Annotated in this window: 17 protein-coding genes; 7 read left to right on the top strand and 10 right to left on the bottom strand. The window is 73.3% G+C overall.

Going from position 1 to position 19,277, the window contains the following annotated elements:
* Positions 1–29: 29 nt before the first annotated feature.
* From ABZ924_RS03420 to ABZ924_RS03435, 4 genes are read left to right on the top strand one after another with little or no spacing between them, the layout of a single operon-like run.
* Positions 30–1,640 (top strand): PfaD family polyunsaturated fatty acid/polyketide biosynthesis protein, encoded by a 1,611-nt coding sequence (locus ABZ924_RS03420; RefSeq protein ID WP_361903363.1) that lies wholly within the window; start codon positions 30–32, stop codon positions 1,638–1,640.
* Positions 1,637–3,358 (top strand): acyl-CoA dehydrogenase family protein, encoded by a 1,722-nt coding sequence (locus tag ABZ924_RS03425; protein ID WP_361903366.1) that lies wholly within the window; start codon positions 1,637–1,639, stop codon positions 3,356–3,358. The genes ABZ924_RS03420 and ABZ924_RS03425 overlap by 4 nt, the downstream gene beginning before the upstream one ends.
* A complete protein-coding gene (locus ABZ924_RS03430; RefSeq protein ID WP_361903369.1) occupies positions 3,358–5,154 on the top strand; it encodes an acyl-CoA dehydrogenase family protein in 1,797 nt (598 codons plus the stop codon). Before ABZ924_RS03425 ends, ABZ924_RS03430 begins: the two co-directional genes overlap by 1 nt.
* A gap of 36 nt (positions 5,155–5,190) precedes the next feature.
* Positions 5,191–6,498, top strand: a complete 1,308-nt coding sequence (locus ABZ924_RS03435) for an FAD-dependent oxidoreductase (protein ID WP_361903372.1) — start codon at positions 5,191–5,193, stop codon at positions 6,496–6,498.
* Here ABZ924_RS03435 and ABZ924_RS03440 read toward each other — a convergent pair.
* Positions 6,489–7,139 (bottom strand): MerR family transcriptional regulator, encoded by a 651-nt coding sequence (locus tag ABZ924_RS03440; protein WP_361903374.1) that lies wholly within the window; start codon positions 7,137–7,139, stop codon positions 6,489–6,491. The two genes, ABZ924_RS03435 and ABZ924_RS03440, sit on opposite strands and share 10 nt — an antisense overlap.
* Before the next feature lie 162 nt (positions 7,140–7,301).
* Here ABZ924_RS03440 and ABZ924_RS03445 point away from each other — a divergent pair, with 162 nt between their 5' ends.
* The gene (locus tag ABZ924_RS03445; protein ID WP_361903525.1) at positions 7,302–7,682 is read left to right on the top strand and encodes a DUF3291 domain-containing protein; all 381 of its coding nucleotides are present in this window, start codon (positions 7,302–7,304) and stop codon (positions 7,680–7,682) included.
* Between the two features lie 127 nt (positions 7,683–7,809).
* Entirely contained in the window at positions 7,810–9,297 is a 1,488-nt protein-coding gene (locus ABZ924_RS03450; protein ID WP_361903377.1) for an MFS transporter, read from the top strand.
* 75 nt (positions 9,298–9,372) lie between these two features.
* On the opposite strand, the gene ABZ924_RS03455 is transcribed toward ABZ924_RS03450, so the two are convergent.
* Together ABZ924_RS03455 and ABZ924_RS03460 are read right to left on the bottom strand one after the other, a co-directional pair.
* The gene (locus ABZ924_RS03455; protein ID WP_361903380.1) at positions 9,373–9,996 is read right to left on the bottom strand and encodes a hypothetical protein; all 624 of its coding nucleotides are present in this window, start codon (positions 9,994–9,996) and stop codon (positions 9,373–9,375) included.
* Positions 9,989–10,525, bottom strand: coding sequence for a hypothetical protein (locus ABZ924_RS03460; RefSeq protein ID WP_361903383.1), 537 nt, complete (start codon positions 10,523–10,525; stop codon positions 9,989–9,991). Before ABZ924_RS03460 ends, ABZ924_RS03455 begins: the two co-directional genes overlap by 8 nt.
* A 212-nt stretch (positions 10,526–10,737) precedes the next feature.
* On the opposite strand from ABZ924_RS03460, the gene ABZ924_RS03465 reads away from it, so the two are divergent.
* Complete coding sequence (locus ABZ924_RS03465) at positions 10,738–11,100, top strand: DUF1330 domain-containing protein (protein ID WP_361903386.1); 363 nt, start codon at positions 10,738–10,740, stop codon at positions 11,098–11,100.
* Positions 11,101–11,163: 63 nt separating this feature from the next.
* Here ABZ924_RS03465 and ABZ924_RS03470 read toward each other — a convergent pair whose 3' ends face one another.
* The 7 genes from ABZ924_RS03470 to ABZ924_RS03500 form a co-directional block, all read right to left on the bottom strand.
* Entirely contained in the window at positions 11,164–12,396 is a 1,233-nt protein-coding gene (locus ABZ924_RS03470; RefSeq protein ID WP_361903389.1) for an MFS transporter, read from the bottom strand.
* Positions 12,397–12,530: 134 nt separating this feature from the next.
* Positions 12,531–13,790, bottom strand: coding sequence for an Nramp family divalent metal transporter (locus ABZ924_RS03475; protein WP_361903392.1), 1,260 nt, complete (start codon positions 13,788–13,790; stop codon positions 12,531–12,533).
* A gap of 62 nt (positions 13,791–13,852) precedes the next feature.
* Positions 13,853–15,073, bottom strand: a complete 1,221-nt coding sequence (lhgO, locus tag ABZ924_RS03480) for an L-2-hydroxyglutarate oxidase (protein ID WP_361903395.1) — start codon at positions 15,071–15,073, stop codon at positions 13,853–13,855.
* Positions 15,074–15,339: 266 nt separating this feature from the next.
* Entirely contained in the window at positions 15,340–16,173 is an 834-nt protein-coding gene (locus tag ABZ924_RS03485; RefSeq protein WP_361903398.1) for a class I SAM-dependent methyltransferase, read from the bottom strand.
* A gap of 111 nt (positions 16,174–16,284) precedes the next feature.
* Entirely contained in the window at positions 16,285–16,680 is a 396-nt protein-coding gene (locus ABZ924_RS03490; protein WP_361903401.1) for a VOC family protein, read from the bottom strand.
* Between the two features lie 67 nt (positions 16,681–16,747).
* Entirely contained in the window at positions 16,748–17,863 is a 1,116-nt protein-coding gene (locus tag ABZ924_RS03495) for an Ldh family oxidoreductase (protein ID WP_361903404.1), read from the bottom strand.
* A 42-nt stretch (positions 17,864–17,905) separates the two neighbouring features.
* Positions 17,906–19,252 (bottom strand): ATP-grasp domain-containing protein, encoded by a 1,347-nt coding sequence (locus tag ABZ924_RS03500; RefSeq protein WP_361903406.1) that lies wholly within the window; start codon positions 19,250–19,252, stop codon positions 17,906–17,908.
* Positions 19,253–19,277: the final 25 nt, after the last annotated feature.

Raw genomic sequence — 19,277 nt, forward strand, 5'->3', positions numbered from 1 at the left:
CAGCTGAGCCCAAGGAGCTTCGTTTCCCCATGGACACTCTCGAGACCCCTCTCCGGTGGTACGGAGAGCGCAATCCCAGCATCGACCCGGCCGGGATCTACCAGGTGCTGGCCGACCTGGAGCACCCGTGTTTCATCACGGTCACCCGTGAGGGCATCGGTGCCGCGGCCGGCGGGTTCGCCACCGCCGACGGCGACGGCCTGCCCCTGCTGGCCGCCGCGCAGCCCCTCGCGCCGGAGCGGCTGGGCTCGGCCGCGTTCCTCGCCGCGCATGGTGTGAAGTACGCGTACATGGCCGGGGCGATGGCCGGCGGGATCGCCTCCGCCGACATGGTGATCGCCCTGGCCAGGGAGGGCTTCCTCGCCTCCTTCGGCGCGGCCGGGCTGCTGCCCGAGCACATCGAGCGGGCGCTCGCCCGGTTCGCCGCGGAGATCCCGGGGCTGCCGTTCGCGGTGAACCTGATCCACAGCCCGAGCGAGGACCGCCTCGAGCGGGAGGCCGTCGAGCTGTTCCTGCGGCACGGGGTGCGCTGCGTCGAGGCGTCGGCGTACATGGACCTCACCCCGCACGTGGTGCGCTACCGGCTGGCGGGCCTGCGCCGCGACGCGGAGGGCCGGGTCATCGCCGACAACCGGCTCATCGCCAAGATCTCCCGGCCGGAGACCGCCGAGCGGTTCATGCGCCCGGCGCCGGCCGCGCTGGTCACGGCCCTGCTGGAGCAGGGGCTGGTGACGGCGGAGCAGGCGGAGCTCGCCCGCCATCTGCCGCTGGCCGACGACATCACCGTCGAGGCCGACTCCGGCGGCCACACCGACCGCCGTCCGCTGCCCGCGCTGCTGCCGTCGATCCTGCGGCTGCGCGACACCGTCCAGCGCGAGTACCGCTACGCCGTCCCGATCCGGGTCGGCGCGGGCGGGGGGCTCGGCACCCCGGTCGCGGTGGCGGCGGCCTTCGCGATGGGCGCGGCGTACGCGGTGACCGGCTCGGTGAACCAGTCCTGCCTGGAGTCGGGTGCCTCGACGGCGGCCAAGGCGATGCTCGCCGAGGCCGGCATCGCGGACTGCGAGATGGCCCCGGCCGCCGACATGTTCGAGATGGGCGTGGACCTGCAGGTCCTGAAGAAGGGCACCTTCTTCCCGATGCGGGCCAAGCGCCTGTACGAGCTGTACCAGGCGTACGACGGCCTGGACGCGATCCCGGCCGCGGACCGGGCCAAGCTGGAGACCCAGGTCTTCCGGCGGCCGCTGGAGGACGTCTGGCAGGAGTGCGTGCAGTACTTCACCCGGCGCGACCCGGAGCAGCTGGCCCGCGCCGCCGACAACCCCAAGCGGAAGATGGCCCTGGTCTTCCGCTGGTACCTGGGCATGGCCTCGCGCTGGGCGGTGGTCGGCGAGGCGGACCGGGCGATGGACTACCAGGTCTGGTGCGGTCCGGCGATGGGCAGCTTCAACGACTGGGTGACCGGCAGCTATCTGAAGACCCCGGGCAACCGGCGGGTCGCCGAGGTGGCGCACCACTTGATGCGGGGCGCGGCCTTCCACACGCGGCTGGCCCAGCTGCGCAACGCCGGCGTGCACATCCCGGCGAGCGCGGCGGACTACCGTCCGGTCCCGCTGGAGACCGCGGGCGGGATGCCGTGAGCGCGCTGACCGCGGAGGCGCTGGAGGAGCTGCTCGGCGATCCGGCGGACGATGCCAATCCGTACGGGTTCGCCGCGGCCGTGGGCCGCGACGAGCGGGAGGAGTTCCCGGCCGCGTTCTGCGCGGAGCTGGCGCGGGCCGGGTTCCACCTGAACTACCTGCCCAAGGAGTGGGGCGGGGCGTTCGAGTCCTTCGACCGCAGCCTGACGCTGGTGCGCTCGGCGGCCCGCCGGGACGTCAACATCATGCCGGGCACGATGTTCAGCATCATCGCGGCGACCTGCCTGCAGCTGCACGGCAGCGTGGAGCAGCAGCAGCTCGCCGCGGAGATCCTGCGCGGCGGCGGCGCGGTGGGCTTCGCGCTGACGGAGGCCGCCCACGGCAGCGACCTGCTGGCCAACGAGGTGTCGCTGAGCCCGGACGGCGTGCTGGACGGCGAGAAGTGGATGGTCGGGCTGGGCCTGCGGTGCGAGGCGGTGTACGTCGTCGCCCGCACCGGGGCCCGCGGCCCGGGGGCGTTCTCGGCGGTCCTGCTGGACCTGCGCGGCGCCCCCGAGGGGCAGCTGGAGCGGCTGCCCGCGGCGGCCACGAACGGGATGCGCGGGATCGACCTGGCCCGGCTGCGGTTCACCGGCTTCGCGGTGCCCGAGGGTGCGCGCGTGGGCCGGGAGGGCGAGGGGCTGGAGGCGGCCGTCAAGGCGCAGCAGGCGGTCCGGCTGATGAGCATGGCCGGCAGCCTGGGCATCGCGGACAGCGCGGTCCGCCTGGCCCTGGACTTCGCCGTCGGGCGGAAGGTGGGCCGGGCGCAGCTGGCGGCCTCGCCGTGGCCGCGGCGCGAGCTGTCGGTCGCGGCGGCCGCCCTGCTGGCGGCGGACGTGGCGGCGCTGACGGCGGCCCGCGGTGTGCACGTGGTGCCGGAGGCGTTCTCGGTGTGGGCGCTGTCCGCCAAGCACGTGGTGGCGGAGGCCTCGGACGAGCTGATCCGGCGGGCGGGCGCGGTGCTGGCCACCCGCTCGGTGCTGCGGGAGGGCGAGCGGGGGGCCGGGCTGTTCCAGAAGCTCCAGCGGGACTCCGCGGTGGTGCGGGTGATCGATGCGAGCACCCTGGCCAACCTCAAGTCGTACGCGGGCCAGGTGCCCACCCTGACGGAGGGGCCGGCCCCGGCCGATCCGGCGGCGCTGGCCTCGGTGTTCGGGCTGGGCGCGGAGCTGCCCGCGTACGAGCCGGCCCGCCTCGACATGTTCGCCCGCGGGGTGGACCCGGTGCTGACGGGCCTGCCGGAGGCGGCGGCCGCCGTCTCCGGGGCCCTGGCCGACGGGGAGGACGCCGGGGTCGCCGCCCTGGTGGCGGAGCTCGCCGAGGGCGTCGCCGGCCTGGGCGACCTGACGCGGGCGGCCCGCGGGCCCGGCGCCGACCCCAACGCCCTGGTGGACGCGGCCGAGCGGTACGCGTGGCTGCACGCGGCCGCCTGCGCGGTCCACCTGTGGCGGGCCAACCCGGACCGCGCGCTGTACGGCACGGAGCCGGGCTCCGCCGGCTGGCTGGGCGCGGTCCTCGGCTACCTGCTGGCCCGCGCCGACGGCACCGACCCGCGGCGGCGCGGCGCGCTGCTGGAGCCCGCGCTGGACGCGGCGCTGGCGCTGCGGGAGTCCGGCCGGCTGTTCACCGCCCTGCCCGTGCGGCTGGCGGGGGCCCCGAACCGACAGGAAGAGTCCTGATGTCCAAGTCCGATCTGACCGCACTCGCCGCGGAGCTCGAGGCCTACCTCGGCGACCCGCACGACCCGGACAGCCGGATGCCGTTCTCCGGGGTGCTGGAGTTCGACGAGAGCGGCGCGTACCCGGTGCACTACGTGAACCTGCTGCGGCGCTGGGGCGCGCACCTGCGGGGCCTGCCGGCCGAGCAGGGGGGCCTCGCGGGCAACGTGGAGACCGGCGTCAACCTGATGCGCCTGGTCGCCCGGCGCGACCCGTCGACGGCCGTGGGCACGGCGCTGAACAACCTCAGCTTCATGCCCGCCTGGATCACCGGCACCGAGGAGCAGAAGCGCGCCCTGATCGCGGACATGCGCCGGGGCAGCTCGATGTCCTGGGGGCTGTCGGAGCGGGTCCACGGCAGCGACCTCGTCGCCAACGAGGTGCGGGCCGAGAAGACCGAGGGCGGCTGGCTGCTGACCGGCGAGAAGTGGCCGATCGGCAATGCGACGGTCGCCGACAAGATGGTCGTCTTCGCCCGGACCGGCGAGCGCCCGGGACCGGCCGCGTACTCGCTGTTCGTCGTGGACAAGTGGGCGGCGGACGCCGCCACGATCGAGGACACCCCCTTCGAGAACCTGTACGGGGTGCGGGCCCTGGACCTCAGCGGCGTCCGCTTCGACGGCACCTTCGTGCCCGAGTCGGCGATGCTCGGCGGCCGCGGGCAGGGCCTGGAGATCGCGCTGAAGGCCAGCCAGACGGCGCGCGTGGTGCTGATGCACCTGGCGCTCGCGGCCGTGGACACGAGCCTGCGCCTGGCCATGGACTTCGCCGAGGGCCGGGTGCTGCTGGGCGACACGATCGCCGACGTGCCGTACACCCGGCGCCAGCTGGCGGAGGCCTTCGCCGACCTGATGCTGGCGGACTCGGTGTTCCTGGGCGCGACGCGCAGCCTGCAGGCCGCGCCCGAGCAGGTCAGCGTCTGGTCGTCGGTGATCAAGTACCTGGTGCCGACGAAGCTGCAGAAGACCCTGTCGCAGCTGACGGTGGTGCTGGGCGCGCGGACGTTCGTACGCGACCACCCGCACTACGGCATGCACCAGAAGATGGTCCGCGACATCCTGATCACCGACATCGCCGACGGCAACACGGTGGTCAACCTGCGCAACCTCGGCCACCAGCTGGGCAGCCTCCTGGCCTCGGCGGCCGACCCGGACCCGGCGGCCGTGGCGGTGGCCGAGGAGCGGGCCGCGACCCTGTTCGGGATGGACACCGAGCTGCCGGTGTACGCGCCGTGGAAGCAGGAGCTGTTCAGCCGCGGCGGCCTGGACGACGCGGTGCTGGCCGCGCCGGACGGGGTGCGCCGGCTGCGCGCGCTGGCGGGCGCGGCCAAGGAGGGCGAGCGCGAACGGCTGCTGGCCGCGGCGGACGTGGCCGAGGAGCTGATCGGCCGCACCGGCTCCCTGAACGAGCGCGCCGGGGCCCTCAAGGCGCGGCTGGGGCGGGCGTACGGGCAGTCCCCGGAGCTGTTCGACCTGGCCAAGGAGTACTGCCTGGTGCACGCGGCGGCCGCGGTCGTGCTGACGTACGTGCACTCGTACGGGGTACTGGAGGACCCGCTCCCCAGCGCCGCTCTACTGCTGCTCCAGTTGGAGCGCGTACGCAGGGAGTTGTACCCGCACGAGGCGGTCACGGACCAGTCCGTGATCGACGAGGTGATGCAGGTGCTGCGGCATCTGCACCGGGAGAACCGGCTGTTCTCGCTCTGGCAGTTCCCGCTGGCCGAGCGCACCGCCGATTCCTCCGCCGCACGCATCTGACACCGCCGTAGAACCTGACTGTGAAGGACGTCTCCCATGTCGCAGAATCCCACTCCCCGCGTCGCGATCGTCGGCGCCGGCGTCGCCGGGATCTCCGCTGCCTACCACCTGCGTGACCACGCACAGATCACGATCTTCGAGCGGGAGGACCGGCTCGGCGGGCACGCCAACACCGTCGAGGTCGAGGAGAACGGCAAGGTCCTCGGCATCGACACGGCGTTCGTCGTCTTCAACCGGCCCGCGTACCCGAACCTCTTCGGTTTCTTCGAGGAGCTGGGCGTGGAGGCCGTCGAGCACCTCGGCGGGTTCAACTTCTTCGACCTGGACAGCGGCCTGGAGTACGGCACGCAGGAGCTGGACCTGGGCGAGGAGGAGGTCGTCGGCCGCTACTCCGACGAGTTCGTCACCATCTGGCGCGAGGCCCGCCGCTTCCACGAGGAGGGCCGGCGCGACTTCCTGCGCAAGAAGGCCGACATCCCGCTCGGCGAGTACCTCGACCGCGGCGGGTACAGCGAGGCCTTCCGCTACTCGTACGTGATCCTGCTCTGCTCGGCGGTGTGGTCCGTGCCGGCCGAGCTGATCTGGGAGATCCCCGCCTCGACGGTGATCGCCTTCTACCTGGGCCACGACGAGGGCGGCCTCGGTGGGCGCAAGGTGGACTGGCGCACCGTCGGCGGCGGCTCCATCTCCTACGTCCGCAAGGCGATCGCGGCGATCGGCGCCGAGCTGCGCACGGCCGAGCCGGTCACCTCGATCCGGCAGGACGCCGACTCGGTCACCGTCACGACGGCGAAGGGCAGCGAGACGTTCGACCACGTCATCGTCGGCGCCCACGCCGACGAGGCGCTGGCACTGCTGGAGAACCCCTCCGCCCGCCAGAAGGAGGTGCTGGGCCCGGTGCGCTACAGCTCCTCGCGCGTGGTGCTGCACACCGACACCTCGGTGATGCCGGCGACCAAGGAGCGCTGGGAGGCCTGGAACTACGGCCAGGTCGAGGCCGGCGGCCAGGCCCGCCAGTACGTCGCGTACTACATGAACAAGCTGCACGGCTTCACGGCGGAGAAGGACTACTTCGTCACCCTCGACTACCCGCTGGAGGTGGACCCGGAGTCGGTGATCGCGGAGTTCCCGTACACGCACCCGATCATCGACATCAACGTCCGCAACCTCCAGGCGGACATCTACAACGTCAACGAGGGGACGCGGCTGAAGCTGGCCGGCTCCTACTTCCACTCCAGGAAGCTGGGCTGGGACCAGATCGGCTCGCACGAGGCGGCGTTCTCCTCGGGCGCCGAGGCCGCGGCCCAGCTCCTGAAGGAACTGAAGGCGTCCGATCAGGGCTGACCGGGGCCGGCGCCCCGCCGGGCCGCGGACTGGCTCTCCTGCGCGAGGCGGCGCAGGGCCATCAGGACCGGCTCCAGCAGGACCGTCAGCACCAGGGCCCGCTCGGCCATCTCGAGCGGGTCCCGGAGGTCCTCGATCCCGTCGAGGTCGACGGCCGCGATCCGGCCGGCGAGTTCGCCGTACGGGAGCAGCCGGTGCCAGTCGTAGTCCATGCCGAGGTCGGCGAGGGTCTGCAGGGTCCGGGCGATGACCGCCTTGCCGGCGGCGTCGTCGGACACCTGCCAGCCCAGGGCGTCCAGCAGGGCGTCGACCTCGGCGAGGCGGGACTCCTCGAGGTCCGCGGCCTCGCTCCCCTCGGCGTCGGCCGCTTCGGCGGTGGCGCCGAGGACGAGGCCGAGGACCTTGTGCGGGTCGTCCTCGCGCTCGTACACGCCGCCCAGGACCTCCTTGGCGGCGCCCACGCTCAGCCCCCGCACCCCGACCAGGGCCCGGACCAGCCGGAGCCGCCGTACGTGCGACTCGTCGTACTCGGCCTGGTTCGGGGCGGTGGCACGTCCGGGCGGCAGCAGCCCCTCGCGGAGGTAGTACTTGATGGTCGTGATCGGCACCCCGCTGCGGCGGCTCAGCTCAGAGATTCGCATCGTCTTCCGTTCTCGGCTTCTTTCACCGTCGATTGGCCAGTGGACAGTTCCACTCTCTATCATGGATACTGCAACTCTCCATTATTGAAGGCGAGGCTCACGGTGCCGAAACTCTCCTGGAAGGGCCGCAACCCGGTCCCCACGACCGCCCGCGTCCATGTCATGGCGTCCCGCTTCGAGGTGAAGTCGCTCTCCGACGTCCCGCGCTTCTTCGTGCGCGCCCTGGCCGCCTGGGCCCAGCTGAAGACCTCGCCCGGAGCGGTCGAGGCCTCGCTGATCGCCGAACCCCTCAAGCGCACCTTCTGGACGCTGTCCGCCTGGGAGAGCCGCGAGGCGATCTACGGCTACGCCAGGGCCGAACCGCACCGCGGCATCATGGGCGAACTCCGCTCCACCATGCGGACGTCGGTCTTCACCTTCTGGGAGATGCCCGTCTCCGTGCTGCCGCTCGACTGGGACGACGCCCGCACCCGCCTCGACGCCCAGCTCCGGGCCGACGCCGAGAACGCCGAGAACGCCGGCAGCTCCGACAACCACTCCTGACGCCGCGCCCGGACCACGACTCCCGGCCCGGGACACCCCCGCCCCGGGCCGGGGCACGTACTGCGCACCCCGCACCGCGCACTGCGCACCGCCCGGTGAACCCCGTCTTCCGTATGGAGAACCCCCTATGAGCACCGACACCAGCACCAGCGCCCGAGAAGCGGCCGGCGGCGCGCCTCCCGCACGCCGCGGCGCCACCGCACCCCTGTGGCTGTCGATCATCGCGACGAGCGTCCCGATGTTCATGGTGGCGCTGAACAACCTCGTCGTGTCCACCGCCCTGCCGACCCTGGCCAAGGAGCTGAAGGCGGACACCCAGGACCTGCAGTGGTTCGTCAACGCCTACGTTCTGGCGTTCGCCTGTCTGCTGCTCACCGGCGCCGCCCTCGGCGACCGATTCGGGCGGCGGAAGGTCTTCCTCCTCGGCATCGCCGTCTTCACCCTGTCCTCGGTGTACTGCGGCCTGTGCGACACCACCGCCGAGCTCATCGTCGGCCGCGTCGCCCAGGGCGTGGGCGCGGCGGCCGTGATGCCGCTGTCGATGACCCTGCTCGCGCAGGCCGTGCCCGCGAACAAGCGCAGCCTGGCGCTCGGCCTGTGGTCCGCGTTCAGCGGTCTCGCCGTGGCCTTCGGCCCGCTCGTCGGCGGCGCCGTGGTCGACGGCATCGACTGGCACTGGATCTTCTGGATCAACGTCCCGGTCTGCCTGATCGCCGTTCCGCTGGTGCTGAAGGTGCTGGACGAGAGCAAGCTGGCCGGCACCCGCCTGGACCCGCTCGGCATGGTCCTGGCCACCGGCGGGCTCGTCGCCCTCGTCTGGGGCATCGTCAACGGCGCCGAGGACGGCTGGACCGACGGCCGCATCCTCGGCGCGTTCGCGGGCGGCGCCGTCCTGCTCGCCGCGTTCGTGGCGTGGGAGGCGCGGGCCAAGAAGCCGATGCTGCCGCTGTCCCTCTACCGGCTGCGCGCCTTCGTCATGTGCAACGTGGTCTCCGCGACGATGTACTTCGGCGTCTTCGGCTCCATCTTCCTGCTCTCCCAGTACCTCCAGATCGCCCCCGTCCGCACCCCGCTGCACGCCGGTGTCCTGACCCTGGCGTGGACCCTGATGCCGATGTTCATCGCGCCGGTGGCCGGCGCCCTGACCGACCGCGTCGGCGGCGGCCGCCTGATGGCGCTCGGCCTCTTCCTCCAGGCGGCCGGCCTCGCCTGGATCACCCTGGCGGCCACGGACAACACCCCGTACTCCCACCTCGTCGGGGCGATGGTCCTCGGCGGCACGGGCATGGGCTTCGCCTTCGCCCCGACCGCGGCGGTCGTCCTCGCCTCCGTCTCGCAGGACCTGTACGGCACGGCCTCCGGCGCCAACACCACGGCCCGCGAGATCGGCGGCGCGCTGGGCATCGCCGTCCTGTCCACGGTCTTCGTCCGCAACGGCTCGATGGCCAACGCCCAGGAGTTCGTGGACGGCATGCACCCGGCCGTCTGGGTCGGCGTGGCCGTGGTCTTCCTCGGCGGCCTGTGCGCCCTGGCGATCCCCCGCACGGTGAACCGCCCGACGGAGGCACCCGCAGCCCCCCGGAAGTCCCCGGAATCCGTCCCGGCCACGGCCTGACCCCGTCCGCCGAGAGCCCGGCCGCGGCCCCCGCCGCGCCGGGCTTTCGCGCTGCACCCCGCCCCACGGCCGGGGTCAGGGGCGCGGAGCGTCCAGCGCTGCCTCCAGCAGGTGCGCGTACCGCCTGAAGCCGCGCTTGACTGCCTCGGGCGAGGCGGAGGACGGCATGAGCACGCTCGGCAGGAACGCCGTCCGCCACATCAGGAACACCTCGCGCGGGGTGCGTTCGTGCGCCGGAGCGGCCAGGCGGGCGGCGGCCGCGAGGACGTCGACGATCCGCGCCGCGGTCTGCCCCGTGTCGCCGGCCTCGGCCCGGAAGGCGGCCGTGCCGACCAGCGCCTGCAGCAGATGCGTGAGCTGCAGGTCGCATCCCATCCGGGCCATGCGCCGCACGGCCTCGTCCCCGCCCAGGTCCGGCGAGAACGCCTCGATGCCGCCCGACCACAGGAGCAGGGAGGTGGGGGGCACCTCGTGCTCGCGCAAATAACCCAGCTGGTCGAGCAGCGCCATGGTTCCGGGGCGGAAGGAGCCGACGCCCTGCACACCGGCCAGGATCCCGTCGAGCTCGCCGCGCCGTTCGGCCGCGAACTGCCCGACCGGCAGGCCCCCCAGGGCGGCGGCACATTCGACGATCCCGCCGAGGGGCCCGAAGACCTCCCGGGCGAGCGAGCTGTCCGACGCCGCGGGCCCCTCATCCACCGTTGCCGCCCAGGTAAACCCGGGTGATCCCGCCTCCGAGGTCCTGGAGGGTGATGCCGATGCTCTGGAGCTTGGGCCTGCGCTCGTCCCCGACGCACGGCGGACACACGCTGCCCGTGCGCGCGTTCGGCACGGTGTCGGGGCTGGGCAGACCCAGATGCGCGAACGACACCGGGCCCGGGGGCTCCCTTGGCGGAAGCGGGGGCTGGTGCTCCAGCGGCTGGTCGAGGCGGAGATCGGCGGCGATCGCCTCGGCCTCGGCATGCGGCACGGTGAAGGACAGCAGGTAGCTGTCGGCATCCCAGCCGTCCACGGCAGCCCCCTTGACGTCCTCGGCGTCAGCCGGAACCGTCACGCGCAGGTAAGCGGCCGCCTCCTTGCCGCCCACGCCCTCCAGCCACCGCGGCGCAACGGCCCGGTTGTCCTTCGGCTCCGGCAACCAGCCGACCGCGATCCCCGGCCCCAGGGCGGTCGTCGTCACCACTGCGACCCCGACCGAGATCGCGACCGCGACCGTCCTGGGTCTCACCGGTTCTCCTCCTCGCCGCGGAACGGGGCCGCGGGCAACCTCGCGGGACAGCGGCATGTGCCCCGTTCCTCCTGGCCGTTCAGCGCATCCTATGCAGGGCCGTGCTCACGGCCGCCGGCCTTCGCGGCCATGACCTGCGAGGTAATCGCGGCTGCGGACGGGGGCGGATAGGTTTCGGGGACCGCCCGCGCCCCGGATCCAGGAGTCCGACCATGCCCGCATTCGGCTTCGCCCATCTCCGTGGCCGCCGCCACCACTCCGACGTCCTCGAGTACCTGGAGCGCATCCAGGCGACCCTCGACCCCTTCGGCGGCCGCTTCGTCATCCACGGGCCGCCGGCCGAGGTCCTGGAGGGCGACTGGCCCGGCAGCATGGTGCTGATCGAGTTCCCCGGCCGGGCCGAGGCCCGCGCCTGGTACGACTCCCCCGCTTACCGGGCCATCCTGCGGCTGCGCACCGACCACATCCAAGGCGATGTGCTGCTGATCGACGGCGTCGGCCCGGACTATGACCCGGCCGAGCGGGCCAGCACCCTGCGCGCCGAGGCCGAACGGGCAGGGCAGCCGGCCGCGTAGCGGCGCCGTCACACCCGGACCGCCGTCCTGGAGCCGGGTGGCGGCATCGGTGAGCGCCAGGGCTCAGGTGGTTGCCGCGGCCTGGTGCGCCGCGGTCTGCTGCGTCGCGTACCCGCGGCGGCGGGCCCAGGCCACGGTCGGCGGGGCGGCCAGGCCCGTCACGGCGAACAGGGCGCCCACCACGTACCAGCCGGGCCGCCCCCAGGTGATGCACAGGGAGATCAGCAGGGCCGGCCCGACCGCTTCGGCGAGGCCGGCGCCGAGGCCGAATACGCCGAGGTACTGCCCGGTGGCGTGCCGCGGGGCCAGGGCGAAGGAGATCTCGAACCCGGCTGCGGAGTGCCACAGTTCGCCGAGGGTGTGGACGGCGACCGCGGCGAGCAGCAGCGCCGCGGCGGCCCAGGCCGGGAGCCCGGCGGACAGGGAGATCAGCACGCAGGCGACGAGGAAGGCGACGCCGGAGCGGCGGTAGGCGAGGGCGCCCGCGGCCGGGGTGTCGATGCTGCGGCTGGCCCGTACCTGGCAGGTGACGACCAGGACGGTGTTCAGGAGCATGGTCCCCGAGATCAGCCACGGCGGCGCGTCCGTGGCGGCGACCAGCCACAGCGGGATGGCGACGGTGAGCACCTTGAACTGGATGGCCATGATGCCGTCCAGCACGGTGAGGGCGAGGTAGGGCCGGTCGCGCAGCGCGATCCAGCGCGGGCCGTCCGCGGCCGGTTCGGGTGCGACGGGGCGCAGGCGCAGCACGATCACCGCCGAGGCGGCGAAGGCGAGGGCGTTGCCGATGACGAGGAGGCGGTACGCGTTCTGCGTGCCGGCCTGGACCGCCCAGCCGGCCAGCACGGCGCCGAGGGAGATGCCGATGTTGGTCACGGCGCGCAGGTAGGCGCGGAACTCCTGCGGCCGCTCGCCCCCGTGGTGCCGGATGATCGGGCTGCGCGCCGCGAGCCCCGCGCCCTTCGCCGCGGTGGCCGCGCAGACCGCGGCCACGAACGGCCAGAAGCTGTCGGCCAGCAGGAAGCCGGCCGTGGCGAGCGCCTGCACCACGAGCGTGGCGGCGTACACGCCGCGCGCCCCGCGCCGGTCCGCGAGGTGGCCGGCGGCGATGCCGACCGCGAGGGCGAGGATCCCGGCGATGCCGAGCCCGAGGCCGACCTGGGCCGCCGGGAGCCGGACGGCCTCGGTGAAGTAGAGGACGCCCGCGGTCAGGTAGAGGCCGCTGCCGACGGTGTAGACGAAGTTCGAGGCGGCGATGGTGCGCTGCGGTCCGGGCTCCGGCAGCAGGTGGGGCATGGTGCGCTCCGTATCCTGACAGGACTGACGGTAAGGGGCGTGGGGCAAGGGCTGCGGTTACATTGGATTGCATGTTGGTTGCTATTGCAAGACCTAGGCAATAAGGGCGGTGGTGCGGGCCCCTGTTGCTTCCCTCAGCCCGTGAGGACCTGCCCGACGAGGTAGAGGTTCAGGCCGATCACCAGGGCCGCGACCACCGAGGCCGCCGCGGTGGTCAGGGGCCGGTTGGCCAGCGGGCCCATGACCGTACGGTCGCGGGTCAGCAGGATCAGCGGTACGAGGGCGAAGGGGATGCCGAAGGACAGCACCACCTGCGACCACACCAGCGCCCGGGTGGCGTCGACCCCCAGGCACAGGATGGCCATGCTCGGCAGGAGCGTGATCCCCCGGCGCACGGTGAGCGGCAGGGACCGCCCGAGGAAGCCCGACATGATCACCTGGCCCGCGTAGGTGCCGACCGAGGAGGAGGCGAAGCCGGAGGCGAGCAGGGCGACGGCGAAGGCGAGGGCCGCGCCCTGGCCCAGCGTGGCGGCGATGCCGGTGTGGACGTCGTCGATGGTGTCGGCGGGCCGGCCCGAGGGGTGGAAGAGCCGCGCGGCGATGACGAGCATGGCGGCGTTGGCGACGCCGGCCAGCCCGAGCCCCACCATGACGTCGCGGCGCACGGAGTGGACGAGCGAACGCCGCTCCTTCGGGACCCCCGCATGGCCCGCAGAGCCCCCCAGCCCCCGCGTGTGCGCACCGGTGAGGCTGGAGTGCAGGTAGATCACGTGGGGCATGACGGTGGCCCCGAGGATCCCGGTGGCGAGCAGGACGCTCTCGGACCCGGAGAAGCGGGGTACGGCGCCGCCGGCGATCGCGGGCAGGTCCAGCCCGGCCAGCGCGGTGTCCAGCACGAACCCCGCGATGATGACGAAGAGCAGCCCGGCGATCGCCACCTCGAAGCGCCGGTAGCCGCGCGTCTCCAGGCCCAGCAGCAGGAACGCCGCCGCGCCGGTGACGAGCCCGCCGACCGGCAGGGGCAGTCCGAACAGCAGGTGCAGGGCGACCGCGCCGCCGATCACCTCCGCGAGGTCGGTGGCGATGGCGACGAGTTCGGCCTGCGCCCACAGGCCCAGCACCACGGGCCGGGGAAACCGGCGGCGGCACATCTGCGGCAGGTCGTGGCCGGTGGCCAGCCCGAGCTTCGCGGACAGCATCTGCACCAGCAGCGCCATCACGTTGCCCGCGATGATGACCCACAGCAGCAGGTGGCCGAACCGCGAGCCGGCGGCGAAGTTGGTGGCGAAGTTGCCCGGGTCCACGTAGGCGATGGCCGCCACGAACGCGGGTCCGTACATGAGTGCCCGGCTTCGTCGGGCCGTTGGCGGGGCGGGCGTGAGCGTCGCCGTCACGGGGATTCACCTCGGTGGGGGTCGTGGAGCCGGAACGAACGGTCGTGCACTGCCCGGGCCCTTCAGTCCTCCAGGACCTGGTCCGCGATGTGCCGGGCGATCTCCAGGGCGGCCGTGGCGGCCGGGGAGGGGGCGTTGAGGACGTGCACCTGGCCGGGTCCGCGGACGTGGAGGAAGTCGTCGACGAGCGTGCCGTCGGCCCGCAGCGCCTGGGCCCGCACCCCGGAGCCCGCGGGCACGATGTCGTCCGCCCCGATCGCGGGCACCAGCCGTGCCAGGCTCGCCGCGAACCGCCGCCTGGACAGCGAGCGCGCGACCTCCTCCACGGCGGTCCGCGGATAGCGCCGCGCCAGCCGCCACAGGCCCGGGTGGCGGGCCGCCTCCGCCAGGTCCCGTACGCAGAGGTCCCGCCGGCGGTAGCCCTCGCGGGCCAGCGCGAGGACGGCGTTCGGCCCTGCGTGGACCGTCCCGTCGAGCATCCGCGTCAGGTGCACCCCCAGGAACGGCAGGCTCGGGTCGGGTACGGGGTAGACCAGGCCGCGCACCAGGTGCCGGGCGGCGGGCCGCAGCTGGTGGTACTCCCCGCGGAACGGCACGATCTGCGCGGGCGGCCGCAGTCCGGCCATCCGGGCGATCCGGTCCGCGTGCAGGCCGGCGCAGTTCACGAGCCGGTCGGCGCGGACCACACCGCCGGGCGTGGCGACCTCGAGGGTGCCGCCCCGCCGGCGGATGCCCAGCACCGGGGTGCCCAGCCGGAGGTCGGCCCCGGCCGCGGTCAGCTCCTCGACGAGGCTGTCGCAGATGCCGGGGAAGTCGACCGACGCGGTCGAGCGGACGTGCAGGGCCTGCACGCAGGCCACGTGCGGCTCGATCTCGCGGGCCTCCTGCGGGCCGACCAGCCGGGCCGGAACGCCGTTGGCGGCGGCCCGCTCGGCGAGGACGCGCAGGCCGGGCAGCTCGTCGGCGGTCGTGGCCACGATGAGCTTGCCGCACACGTCCACGGCGATGCCGCGGTCCCGGGCGTACACGACGACGGAGCGGTTGCCCGCGACGGCCAGCCGGGCCTTCGCCGAGCCGGGGGCGTAGTAGACGCCGGCGTGCGCGACCTGGGAGTTGCGGCCGGTCTGGTGGGCGGCCCAGCGGTCCTCCTTCTCGCAGAGGGTGACGCGTGCGCCGCGGGAGACGAGTTCGCGGGCCACGGCGAGCCCGACGATGCCGCCGCCGATGACGACGGCGCGGGGGCGTGGAAGGGACAGCGAGGGCGGTCCGGCGAGTGAGTCCATGGTGGGGTGTGTTCCGGCTCTGTAGCGCGTGGGGGAAGGGGGAAGAGGGGGAAGAGGGGACGGGAGATAAGGAAGGGAAGGAAGGGAAGGCAGGGAAGGGGAGGCCGTACGGACCAGGACCCTTCGTCACCGCAGGAGCCCGTACGCACGCGTCGCGACGGCGGCGGCCACGGCGAGGGCGAACACGGTCCGGACGATCCTCAGCAGACGGACCTCCGGCGGTGTGCGCGTCCGCGCGCCGACGCTCCGCCCGGTCCGGTCACCCGTCACACGGCCCGGGCCACGACGACGGGCTGGTAGTAGCTGCTGCGGCGGCCGGGTTCGGGCGCCACTCCCTGCGGGTCCTCGTGGTCGGGCAGGTACCACCGGATGTCGTCGAAGCCGGTGGCGGTCAGGGCGGCGTCGAACTCGGCCCGGCGCAGGGCGCGGTAGTCCGTGGTGCGCACCGTGGAGTCCCAGGCCTCCCCGTCCCCGTCCTCGCCCTTCTTCTTGAGCAGCAGCACGTGGTGCGCGGTCAGCGTCCGGCGGTCCTCGGACCAGTCCCACGCCTGGACGACGATGCTGCGCTCGTCCCCGCTGCCGAAGGTCTCGGGGACCAGTCCCTGGACGTTCTCGCGGGCGAGCCGGTCGTAGTCCCGGATGGTCGCGAGGAACACGCCCCCGGGCCGCAGCCGGCGGTGCACCGAGGACAGTGCCTGCCGCAGGTCCTCGTCGGTGAGCAGGTGCGTCAGGGAGTTGCTGCCGGAGATGGCGGCGTCGTACTTGCTGTCGCCCTGTTCGGCGATCCGGCGGACGTCGCCGGTGACGAACTCGGCGTCCAAGCCGCGGGACGCGGCCTCGCGGCGGGCCCGCCGGACGGCGCCCTCGCTGAGGTCGGAGCCGGTCACCCGGTAGCCGAGGGCGGCCAGCGGCAGGGCCTGGGTGCCGATGCCGCAGGTGACGTCCAGGACCTCGGCGGGCGGCTCGACCCCCTCGGCGGCCAGCAGTTCGGCGAGGACTCCGGTGTAGTGGGTGGCGAAGGACCACCAGTCGTCGTACATGCGGTGGTAGTTCTCGGCCAGGCCGTCGTAGAACTCGGCGTTCGGATCACGGGGCGGCATCTCGGTCCTCCTGGGCTGGGCGGGTCACCGTGCCCGCCGGCAGTGGTGGGGGAGGCGGGCGAAGGCCCCGGCGCGCAGCCCCGGGGGGCCTCGCGCGCCGGGACCGGCGGGTCAGCGCTCGATGTGGTTGCTGAGTTCGAGGAGGTTCCCGTCCGGGTCGCGGACGTACACGCTGTTGATCGGGCCGAGGACGCCCACCCGCTCGACGGGGCCGGATTCGATCACGGCGCCCTCCGCCTCCAGATGGGCGATGACCTGCTCGATCGGGTCCGAGACGATGAAGCAGAGGTGCTCGGTGCCCGGGCCGGGGTGCGCGGCGTGCGGGGCGATCTCCTTGCCGACCTCATGCAGGTTGATCTTGGTGTCGCCGAACCGCAGGGCCTTGCGGTCGTTGACGAGCATGCTGAAGGTGACGACCTCCATGCCGAGGACGCGGCTGTAGAAGTCGACGGTGGCGTCGATGTCGTTGACGGTCAGGACGGTGTGGTCGAGCCGCTCGTACTTCATGGGAGCTTCCTCCTGTAACGGTGGACGAGTGCGGGACGGGAGGGGGAAGGGGAAGGGGAAGGGGAAATCAGAGGACGCAGGTCTGGCCCCGGACCGGGTCGATGCCGACGAAGGCGGCGATGTCGTCGAGGTCGGCCAGGACGGATTCCAGGACCGGGATCCCGTCGGCGGTCCGCTCCGCGGTGAGGCGGCGGCGCCGGTCCCCGGGGAGGCGGACCGGGTGCGCGGGGTCGACGGGGGCGCCCTCGCGGACCTCGTGGGCGAGGCCGTCGACGCCGGCGCGGATGGCGTCCGCGTCGCCGAGGGCGTCGAGGGCGAGGCAGAACACGAAGTGGCCGAGGCCGCCTTCACCGTCCTGGTACGTGTGGCGGCTCCACTGAGCACCGGCCAGCGGGCCGCACAGCAGCTCGATGAAGAGGGACAGGGCCGATCCCTTGTGCCCGCCGTGGTCGCTCTCGCCGCCGCCGAGCGGCAGCAGCGCGTACCCCTTCCGGTGGATCAGGCCCTGGACGGTCTCGGGGATGTCGGTGGTGGGCTGCCCGTCCGGGCCCAGGGCCCAGCCCGGCCGCATCGGCCCGCCCAGGCGGTCCAGTTGCTCCAGCTTGCCGCGGGAGACGGTGCTGGTGGCGCCGTCGAAGCACAGGGTGCCCCCGGGGGTGGGGAGGGCGTAGCAGAACGGGTTGGTGCCGAACATGGGCTCGTTGGTGCCCATCGGTGCGACCTGGGGGACCGCGTTGGTGGAGACCAGGGCGAGCATCCCCGCCCGGGCGGCCCGCTCGGCGAACCAGCCGGCGATGCCCATGTGGTTGGAGCGGCGGACCATCACCGCCGAGGTCCCGAACCGGCGGGCCCGCTCGACGGCGAGGTCGACCGCCGTGCACAGGGCCGGCTGGCCCAGGCCGTTGTGCGCGTCCACGACGCACACGCTGTCCCGGTCCGAGACGACCTCCGGCACGGCGTGCGGGTTGATCGCGCCGCTGTGCAGTCCTTCGACGTAGCGGCGCAGGCGGGCGACGCCGTGGCTCTCGACACCGCCCAGGTCGGCGGCGACGAGGACCTCCGCGGTCACCCGGGCGTCGTGCGGGGGCGCGCCCGCGGCGCGCAGGGCCTCGACGGTGAACCGGGTCAGTTCGGCGGCGTCGACCAGGTGCCGCCAGGCGTGGTGGTTGTCGGCACGTGTCATGGTGGGGGACCTCCTGTCCGTGCTGGCGGAGCGGCGGCCGCGTCAGCCCGCGGCCGGCTCGGTCTCGATCGTGACCGCGGCGCGGACCCGCGCCTCCTCGGCGTCGATGTCGCCGTCGATCGGCACGTCGAAGACCGCGGTGACCGCCCGGTTCGAGGACTCGGTGAGCCGTTCGAGCCGGAAGCCGCGCGGCTTGATCACGAACAGCTCGTGCACCGTCGCCGGGGCGTGCTCGTCGACCGCCGCCAGCTCGGGCCAGATGCCGGTGGTGTCGGCCAGCCAGCGGGGCGTGATGCCCTCCAGCCCCTCCGCCTTGACGTCGCGCAGAAGGCCCGGGGTGTGCTCGAAGTACACCTGTCGGCCGCGGCGCTTGAAGACGGCCGGGTACTCGGTCGGCCGGCCCAGGGCGATGTCGATGAGCACCGGCTCGATCGGCCTGCCCGTCGACAGGTGGTACAGGTGGAGGCAGCCGTCGCCCGGGGCGCGGGCCGCGATCTCCATGAGCACCACCCGGCCGTCGTCGGTGATGCGGTACTCGGCGTGCGCGTACCCGTTCTCGAAGTCGAGCCGGTCGACGACGCCCAGCTGCGCCTCGGTGATCAGCGCGGTCTCGTGCTCGTCGAGGTTGGCCGGCGGGGTGGTGTGGACGAGCTCGACGAAGAACTCGGTGCGGTCCTCGTTGGTGCCCTTCTGCGTGAGCAGCGTGACGATCGGCTTGCCGTGGCTGACCAGGGTGTCGACGTTGAACTCGCGTCCCTGCACCCGCTCCTCGACCAGCAGGCGGCTGCCGGGCGCGAGGGCGGCGACCGCGTCGACGAGCGCTTCGGTGTCCTCCACGACCCGCACGCCGATGCTGGACTCGCGGTCCAGCGGCTTGATCGCCACGGGGAACGGCCCGTCGTACTCGGCGGCGAGCCGGGCCGCCTGGCCGCGGTCGGCGATGCCGTCCTCGGGGGCGGTGACGAGCACCGAGACGGGGCTCCAGCGGCGCAGGTAGCGGCGCTGCAGGAGCTTGTTGCGGCAGACGGTCGAGGCCCGCCAGCCCGGGTTGGGCAGGCCGAGCATGTCGGCGACGACCTGGCCGGCGTCCACGTACACCTCGGCGTTGACGAGCACGCCGCGCACGTCGTACGCCTCGGCCCAGCGCGCGGCCTGGTCGGCGATGCCGCTGATGTCGGTGGCGTCGCGCAGGCTGACCTCGGTGAGGTCGGCGAAGGGGTGGCCCGGCGTGCCGAGGAGCTCGATGCCCTTCTGCACCATGGCCGAGCCCTGCCGCTGGGAGACGGCCAGGACCGCGAGGCCGCGCCGGCGCAGCTCGGTCAGGGACGGGCCGATCTTGGACAGGTCGCTGAAGATGATGAAAGCCGGCTGCTGTGCGGCTGCACCCACGGGAATGCACATCCCTTTCGTCGTG

The sequence above is a fragment of the Streptomyces sp. NPDC046876 genome (assembly GCF_040645035.1).
GTDB lineage: Bacteria > Actinomycetota > Actinomycetes > Streptomycetales > Streptomycetaceae > Streptomyces.

Bases quoted from the DNA above. Each gene is read 5' to 3' on its own strand.
- ABZ924_RS03420 (WP_361903363.1), top strand. From the start codon at position 30: ATGGACACTCTCGAGACCCCTCTCCGGTGGTACGGAGAGCGCAATCCC.
- ABZ924_RS03430 (WP_361903369.1), top strand. From the start codon at position 3,358: ATGTCCAAGTCCGATCTGACCGCACTCGCCGCGGAGCTCGAGGCCTAC.
- ABZ924_RS03435 (WP_361903372.1), top strand. From the start codon at position 5,191: ATGTCGCAGAATCCCACTCCCCGCGTCGCGATCGTCGGCGCCGGCGTC.
- ABZ924_RS03440 (WP_361903374.1), bottom strand. From the start codon at position 7,139: ATGCGAATCTCTGAGCTGAGCCGCCGCAGCGGGGTGCCGATCACGACC.
- ABZ924_RS03445 (WP_361903525.1), top strand. From the start codon at position 7,302: ATGGCGTCCCGCTTCGAGGTGAAGTCGCTCTCCGACGTCCCGCGCTTC.
- ABZ924_RS03450 (WP_361903377.1), top strand. From the start codon at position 7,810: ATGAGCACCGACACCAGCACCAGCGCCCGAGAAGCGGCCGGCGGCGCG.
- ABZ924_RS03465 (WP_361903386.1), top strand. From the start codon at position 10,738: ATGCCCGCATTCGGCTTCGCCCATCTCCGTGGCCGCCGCCACCACTCC.
- ABZ924_RS03470 (WP_361903389.1), bottom strand. From the start codon at position 12,396: ATGCCCCACCTGCTGCCGGAGCCCGGACCGCAGCGCACCATCGCCGCC.
- lhgO (WP_361903395.1), bottom strand. From the start codon at position 15,073: ATGGACTCACTCGCCGGACCGCCCTCGCTGTCCCTTCCACGCCCCCGC.
- ABZ924_RS03485 (WP_361903398.1), bottom strand. From the start codon at position 16,173: ATGCCGCCCCGTGATCCGAACGCCGAGTTCTACGACGGCCTGGCCGAG.
- ABZ924_RS03490 (WP_361903401.1), bottom strand. From the start codon at position 16,680: ATGAAGTACGAGCGGCTCGACCACACCGTCCTGACCGTCAACGACATC.
- ABZ924_RS03495 (WP_361903404.1), bottom strand. From the start codon at position 17,863: ATGACACGTGCCGACAACCACCACGCCTGGCGGCACCTGGTCGACGCC.